General features: G+C 31.1%; 10 protein-coding genes and 1 pseudogene. 9 read left to right on the top strand and 2 right to left on the bottom strand.

Annotation, left to right across the window (positions count from 1 at the left end):
* Positions 1–385 precede the first annotated feature (385 nt).
* From ABGF45_RS08260 to ABGF45_RS08245, 4 genes and pseudogenes are all read left to right on the top strand, one after another.
* A pseudogene (locus ABGF45_RS08260) lies at positions 386–577 on the top strand (MurR/RpiR family transcriptional regulator); the annotation flags it as partial.
* 84 nt (positions 578–661) lie between these two features.
* Positions 662–1,183 carry a MurR/RpiR family transcriptional regulator gene (locus ABGF45_RS08255; protein WP_167554052.1) on the top strand — a complete coding sequence of 174 codons (522 nt, stop codon included), beginning with the start codon at positions 662–664 and terminating at the stop codon, positions 1,181–1,183.
* Positions 1,184–1,478: 295 nt separating this feature from the next.
* Positions 1,479–2,759: a PTS sugar transporter subunit IIC gene (locus ABGF45_RS08250; RefSeq protein WP_134744007.1), complete on the top strand. Its 1,281-nt coding sequence runs from the start codon at positions 1,479–1,481 to the stop codon at positions 2,757–2,759.
* 29 nt (positions 2,760–2,788) lie between these two features.
* Positions 2,789–3,682, top strand: a complete 894-nt coding sequence (locus ABGF45_RS08245; protein ID WP_167554051.1) for a haloacid dehalogenase-like hydrolase — start codon at positions 2,789–2,791, stop codon at positions 3,680–3,682.
* A 46-nt stretch (positions 3,683–3,728) separates the two neighbouring features.
* On the opposite strand, the gene ABGF45_RS08240 is transcribed toward ABGF45_RS08245, so the two are convergent.
* Together ABGF45_RS08240 and ABGF45_RS08235 are read right to left on the bottom strand one after the other, a co-directional pair.
* Positions 3,729–4,043, bottom strand: a complete 315-nt coding sequence (locus ABGF45_RS08240) for a PTS lactose/cellobiose transporter subunit IIA (protein WP_134744006.1) — start codon at positions 4,041–4,043, stop codon at positions 3,729–3,731.
* Between the two features lies 1 nt (position 4,044).
* Positions 4,045–4,347, bottom strand: coding sequence for a PTS sugar transporter subunit IIB (locus tag ABGF45_RS08235; protein WP_134744005.1), 303 nt, complete (start codon positions 4,345–4,347; stop codon positions 4,045–4,047).
* Between the two features lie 216 nt (positions 4,348–4,563).
* Here ABGF45_RS08235 and ABGF45_RS08230 point away from each other — a divergent pair, with 216 nt between their 5' ends.
* Genes ABGF45_RS08230 through ABGF45_RS08210 form a run of 5 tightly spaced genes read left to right on the top strand, consistent with a single transcriptional unit; the run spans position 4,564 to position 6,702 of the window.
* Positions 4,564–4,851 (top strand): PTS transporter subunit EIIB, encoded by a 288-nt coding sequence (locus tag ABGF45_RS08230; protein WP_209021581.1) that lies wholly within the window; start codon positions 4,564–4,566, stop codon positions 4,849–4,851.
* 8 nt (positions 4,852–4,859) lie between these two features.
* Positions 4,860–4,991, top strand: coding sequence for a hypothetical protein (locus ABGF45_RS08225; RefSeq protein ID WP_280633459.1), 132 nt, complete (start codon positions 4,860–4,862; stop codon positions 4,989–4,991).
* An 8-nt stretch (positions 4,992–4,999) separates the two neighbouring features.
* Complete coding sequence (locus ABGF45_RS08220) at positions 5,000–5,860, top strand: glycoside hydrolase family 3 N-terminal domain-containing protein (protein WP_167554050.1); 861 nt, start codon at positions 5,000–5,002, stop codon at positions 5,858–5,860.
* Positions 5,861–5,910: 50 nt separating this feature from the next.
* Positions 5,911–6,129: a hypothetical protein gene (locus tag ABGF45_RS08215; RefSeq protein ID WP_134710911.1), complete on the top strand. Its 219-nt coding sequence runs from the start codon at positions 5,911–5,913 to the stop codon at positions 6,127–6,129.
* A gap of 54 nt (positions 6,130–6,183) precedes the next feature.
* Positions 6,184–6,702, top strand: a complete 519-nt coding sequence (locus tag ABGF45_RS08210; protein WP_134744041.1) for an LPXTG cell wall anchor domain-containing protein — start codon at positions 6,184–6,186, stop codon at positions 6,700–6,702.
* Positions 6,703–6,980 lie beyond the last annotated feature (278 nt).

The raw sequence follows: 6,980 nt of genomic DNA, 5'->3' as shown, positions 1-6,980 counted from the left end.
GTCCCAGCAAAGTAGAGGATGGGCAAAAAGCGGGGGCTAAAATTTGTAAAAATTAATTCAGTATGTCCCAGCAAAGTAGAGGATGGGCAAAAAGTGGGGGCTAAAATTTGTAAAAATTAATTCAGTATGTCCTAGCAAAGTAGAGGATGGATAAAAAGCGGGGGCTAAAATTTGTAAAAATGAAGCAAAAATGGCCCCAACAAAAGAAGAAAATGAGAAAAAGCTGGGTCTACTATGAAAAAATGTAGATAAAAATGGCTCCAAGAAAATAGGGAAAGCAAAAAGATAGAGATAATTAAGAAAACAAAGAGACAAGTATAATAAGAGGTATGAAATGAAAAAAGTAATTTAAAGATTAGAGAGTTATTATACAAGTCAAGCGAATGATGTTGAAAAACCTGTTATAAAATATATATTGGAAAATATAAGAGAAATTACTGAAATGGATATTCATACTTTGGCGAAAAAAGGATATTGTAGTCCTGCGACCATAGTTAGAATATCAAAGAAAATAGGATTTAATGGATTTAAGGAATTAAAGATTGCTTTATTAAATGATATTAATTTTAATGATTAACTTGTTAGAAGTAATTTATCAAATATAGCAAATAATGATGATAAATCAATAGTTCTAGAAATATTTAATGAAAATATTAGATCATTGAATAACACTTATAATCTTGTAGACTATAAACAAATTTCAAAAGTTGTTAAATTAATTGATAAAAGTAAAGTTATAAGATTGTATGGACTAGGAGCAAGCTTTCTTGTTGCTAACGATTTTCAACAAAAATTAGAAAGAATAAGTAAAATGACAGTTCTTTATGAAGATACGCAATTACAACTTATAAGTTCAACAAACATTCAAGAAGATGAACTAGCGATAGTGATTTTTTATTCGGAGCAGACTAAAGAAGTTTTAGAAATGGCAAGAAATATAAAATTAAATAATGCGACATTAGTTTCTATAACTAAGTATTCCAATAATAAGTTATTTAATTTGTCTGATTTTAGTTTGAATGTACCTAACATAGAAAAAAATTTGAGAGCAGCAGCGAGCTCTAGTAGAATATCACAATTGATAATTATTGATATATTATATAACTCATATTTAGAAATGTATAGGGATCAATTTATGAAAAGAATTATAAAAACTAATGAAATCCTAGGTAAGGAAGAATAAAAATCTGCTGAAAACAGATAAAATCATGTTTTCAGCAGATTTTTGATTTTTTTAGGAATTTTTTTGTTGTTGGTGTTGAGGGGATTTCTTTAATGATTTTAGTAAAAAGAATTCTGTAATTTAGATAAATCAAGGGATTGATTTAGAGATTTTAAAATAAAAAATTCCCTTTGCAATATAAAAACATAGTAATAAATTTATTTAGCATTAAAATATTTTATGAAATCGTTGACATAAAAAATTATAAGATATACTATAAAAGTGTAAAAATAGAAAATCTATAAGGAGGAGATTTATGGAAAGTAAAAAAAATATCTTGGAACAAAGATTGATGCCATTGGCAGCCAAATTGGGAGCGAATAAAGGATTGCTGGCTATAAGAGATGGTATAACATTGGCTATGCCTTTGATTATAGTTGGGTCAATATTTATGATAATTGCAAGTTTTCCAATTAAGGCTGTTGAAACATATTTAAATGATTCAGGAATAGCTGGATATTTGTGGAAGGGCGTTAATTCGAGTTTTGGTTTAGTAGGATTGATTGCAAGCTTTGGTATTGCGAGCTCATTTGCTAATCAACATAAGGTTGATGGGGTTGCTGCAGGGATAGTTTCATTGTCAGCATTTGTAACAGTTACGCCATTCATAACTGCAAATAAAGTTACCGGACTGACCCTGCCTTATTTAGGTTCTAGTGGAATTTTTGTATCAATTGTTTTAGGTTTATTAAACGGATATATTTATCAACTGTTTATAAATAAAAACATTCAAATTAAATTGCCGGATTCTGTTCCGCCAGCAATTTCTAGATCTTTTAGTGCTATAATTCCTGGGGCTGTAATAATTTCATTTTGGCTATTAGTATTTGCTTTATTGGATAAATATGGATTGCCAAATATGCATGATATATTAAAAATAGTATTGGGAGGACCACTTGGATTATTAGGTGGCACAGTATTTGGTACAATGATAGTTACCGGGTTGAATTCATTCTTCTGGTTCTTGGGAATTCATGGTGGTTCAATTGTAAACTCAATATTCAGTCCAATTTGGTTAGCGAATTTAGATGCAAATGCTCAAGCTAAACAATTAGGAGAACCCCTAAAAAATATAATTACATCATCATTTATGGATAATTTTGTATTTATTGGTGGAGGAGGAGCAACTCTTGGTTTGGTAATAGTAATTTCTGTTTTAGCTATTAGAAAAATTTCCTCAAAACAAACTAAAGCAATAGCACCATTGACAATAGCACCGGGGATATTTAATATTAATGAACCTGTCATGTTTGGGTTACCTATAGTAATGAATATTGCATTATTTGTACCATTTATAATTGTACCTATGATAAACACGGTGATCGCCTATATTGGGTTTGCTTCGGGATTGGTTCCTTTTACTTATGCATCTGTATCATGGACAATGCCGCCAATAATCTCAGGATTTTTAACTACGGGAAGTTTAATGGGTTCATTGTTACAAATAGTGATAATTGCTATAGATATTTTGGTTTATTTACCATTCTATCTAGTGGTAGAAAAAAATAATAAAAATTCAGAAATTAGTTATAAATAACATAAAAATAAAATTAATATGGGGGAATAATGAAAAGATTAATAAGTTCAAATGCTTCAGACATTTTGTCATATAACTCTAAAGAGTTAAAACAAAGCATAAAAGCTAGCGAAGGAAGAACGATATTATCAGAAAATGTTGCAACAAGGGAAGCTTGGATTGGAGATATAACAAACTCTGAATTGGCTAGAGCATTTGGAGCGGATTTGATTTTACTTAATGGAGTGGATGTATTAAATCCGGATATTAAAGGAATAGAAAATCAATCAAATTTTGTTTCAGAATTAAAAAAATTAACAGGTCGTCCAATAGGAGTAAATTTGGAACCGGTAGATGATTCAGCAGATATGATGGAAGACGTTATAAAGATTTCATTAGGAAGAACGGTAAATAAAGAAAGTCTTGAAAGATTACAAGAATTGGGAATGGATTTTGTTTGTTTTACCGGGAATCCGGGAACAGGTGTAACAAATAAAAATATATTGAATGCAATTAAATTATCTAAAAAATATTACAATGGATTAATCATTGCTGGGAAAATGCACACATCTGGGGTTGATGAGCCTGTTTGTGATGAAAATACAATAAAGGAATTTGTGAAAGCGGGAGCAGATGTTATATTGGTGCCTTCGATAGGTACAATTCAAGGATTTGATCAAGAACAGTTAAAAGAAGCTTGTAAATTTGCACATAAAGAAGGTGCATTAGTGATGACTGCTATAGGTACAAGTCAAGAAGGCTCTAGACCTGAAACTATAAGAGAAATGGCAATACAAAATAAAATTTGTGGTGCTGATATTCAACATATAGGAGATGCAGGATTTAGCGGACTTGCACCGGTAGAAAATATTTTTGAAATGAGTATAGCTATAAGAGGATATAGACATACTGTTTCGATGATAGCAAGATCAATTAATAGATAAATACAAACGAGTTATATACCTCCAAAGCGGGTATATAACTCGTTTATTAATTTGACATTTTTTTATAAACATCAACAAATTGATCAGCTAAAATTCCGAATGATTCTGCACTCATAAGTTGATCTTCTGCATGCATTAAAATTAAATTAAATCCAACTGATTTTTGATTTTCATCAGCTTCCTGAGAAATTAATTTTAAGTGAATCTTATGCCCTTGATTGAAAATTTTATGTCCTTCTTTTATTTTTTCATCAGCTTTTTCGAAATTTCCATTTTTAGCTTCATTAATCGCTTCTATAAATAAAGATCTTGCACTCCCAACTGCTGCGATAATTTGAAAGCTTATTTCTTCTATATTCATATTATTCTCCTAATAAATTTATAATATCTTTCATAACTTTTTCGCCGTTCATCATGCCATAGTCCATCATTTCAATAACTTTAACAGGCTTTTCCGGAAAAGCTTCTTTTACTTTATCTAAATTGAATCTAACTTGAGGTCCAAGTAAAATTATATCGGCATCTTTACCATATTCATCAACTTCTGACATTGGATATGCATTTATATTAGCTTCGTAATTTATTTTTTCACTATACTTTTTCATTTTACTTACTAAAAGAGATGTGCTCATTCCTGCGGCACAAATTAAAACTATATTTTTCATTATGTCCTCCATCTATTTTTTAATTATATATATCGTATCACAAAAACAAAATAGTGAAAAGGTTATTTTTATTTTTTGATAAAAACAAAATGTAGTAAATAGTAAACATACAATAAATTTCTAAAAATGAAACTTTATTTCATATTTAATTTTACATACTATAAATGAATTCGATTTCACATATGGTGGATTTAAGAAATAGAAGGGAGGTGACTTTTGATAGATTTAAGTAAAATAAAAACGGAAAAAGAAAATTCAAATTCTGTCAACTATAGCGAGATGAGCATTATTGATTCGGTAAAGCTTATGAATCAAGAGGACATCAATGCTGTAAAATGTATAGAATCTCAATATACAGAAATTGCTAAGTTGATTGAAAAAACGGGAGAAGCTTTAATACGAGATGGAAAAGATAATATCAATAAAAGTTTTAATTGCATGACAAGGATGAGATCTGAAATCAAGGATACATCAAAAGTTAATGAAAAAGAATTAAAAAAATAGATGGTGTTTTGGGCTTAGTTAAAGAAGGTAACAGTTATCAAGTAGTTTTAGGCCCTGGAAATGCTAAAAAAGTTACAGATGAAGCAATTAACTATTTTGGACTACAAAGAGATAGCAAAGATACAAATTGGCAGGAATAATCCTATTTGTGGAAAATGTTGTTGATACTGAACAAACAGCTAGATTAACGAGTGAGTATCAAAAACTTGCCTTGGAAAATAATTTACAACCATTCTTACTAGCCGTTGACCAAGAAGGGGACAGGGTTGTAAGGCTTGGAACCGGCACAAGCTTGCCTGGGAATATGGCATTGGTAGCAACTAGAGATCCAAAACTTGCCTATGAGTATGGAAAAATCATTGCGGAAGAATTGGATTCTTTAGGAATAAATGTTGATTTGGAACCCGTTTTAGATATTAATAATAATCTAAATAACTCAGTTACAGGGGAACGCTCAATTTCTTCAAATCCTGAATTGGTTGGAGAAATAGGCTCTCAATTAGTTAAAGGGCTTCAAGAAAATAAGGTGAGTGCAGCTTTGAAACATTTCTCGGGACATGGGGATACAGCGGGAGATAGCCATGTTGGACTACCAGAAGTGAATAAGTCAAAAGAAGAAGTAATGAATATGGAATTAAGTCCATTTATGAATGTTGCTGACGAAGGCGTGGATATCATTACAGATACCTTAAACATGCAGGCGATAGCGAAGCATTTCGGACAAGCTGAAGCAAGTTTGAGAAGTTTTAATGCTGGGGCAGACATATTGCTAATGCCTGTAATAATGAGAAGTAATGAAGATGTTGAAAAGCTAGAAAAAGTTTATGCTATTTTGGAAAATGCAGTTCATGAAGGTGAAATTACAGAAGAAAGATTAAATGATTTTGTAAGAAGAGTGTTGGAATTAAAGGAAAAAAGAGGAATTTCCAACACAACTAAGTACAATCAGCCTGTTAAAGAAAAAGTGAAAAAAACTCTTTCAGTAGTTGGTTCTAAAGAACATCTTTAAAAACAAAGATTGATAACTCAAAGAGCTATCACAGTTGGTAAGAATGAAATATGTTGCCATTCAGGCCGAAACCTGAAGAAAAAATTTTGATGCTAGCAGCCTTTAATAATGAAGTTCCTGGCTTAAACTATGGTTTTGACAGACTACAAAGAGAAGGGGTAATCCCTAAATATGTTGAATATACAACAATGATATACAATGAAAACACAACTAAAGAAGAATTGAAAAATCAAATGAAAGGCTATTATTACATCGTGGTTATAAGTTAAATTGCAAAACAAGCCCAACATTCACCAGAATCATGGCAATCAAATATTCCTCAAATGGTTGTAGATATTGCAAATGAAAACAATCAAAAACACGTCGTTTTAAGTATTGCAAAACCTTATGATTTGGACAGATATAAAAATGTAAAATCAGTATTGCTTACATATGGTGCAAAAGGAATGGATCCAACAGAAAAAGGAACAGATTCAGTTAAAACCTTTGGCTCAAACATTCCTACTTCATTAGATATAATCTTTGGAAAAGTCACATCATCAGGCAAATTGCCAGTAGATGTTTCAGAAGTCACATCAACCTATGAATATGGAAAAGCAAAGTATCCATTTGGACATGGCCTAACCACATCCATAGCCGATGAAAATCCTAAAGAAGATAAGTCAAATGGTGATGAAATAGCTAAAGAACAAAACTCTTCAAATCCAATATCAACATACGCAGTCATTAAAAGTCCAAACACAGGAGACAGAGGAATCTTCCTATATGTTGGAATATCCATAATAGCACTGGTTTCCTTAATAATACTCTTTGTATTTTCAAGGAAAAATAACAAGAAATAATTAAATTTATTAAAGTGAGAAGCCGAAAGGCTTCTTTCTTTTTGTGGGTGTGTTGGTTTTAGGAGATGTGATCCCATCAAAATTATTAAGTGGAAAAAAGCGGGGGTCGGATTATGGTGAAAAATTGAGAAATAGCCCCATCAAAATAAGTAAGTGGGAAAAAGAAGGGGCTGAATTTAGGTGAAATGAAGCAAGTGTAGGCCTAGCAAAATAAGTAAGTGGGAAAAAGAAGGGGCTGAATTTAGGTGAAATGAAGCAAGTGTAGCCCCATCAAAATG

The organism is Helcococcus sp. KG196, from assembly GCF_046035495.1.
GTDB lineage: Bacteria > Bacillota > Clostridia > Tissierellales > Peptoniphilaceae > Helcococcus > Helcococcus ovis.
The sequence above is the reverse complement of the archived record's forward strand: the minus strand, read 5'-3'. Positions and strand labels throughout refer to the sequence as shown.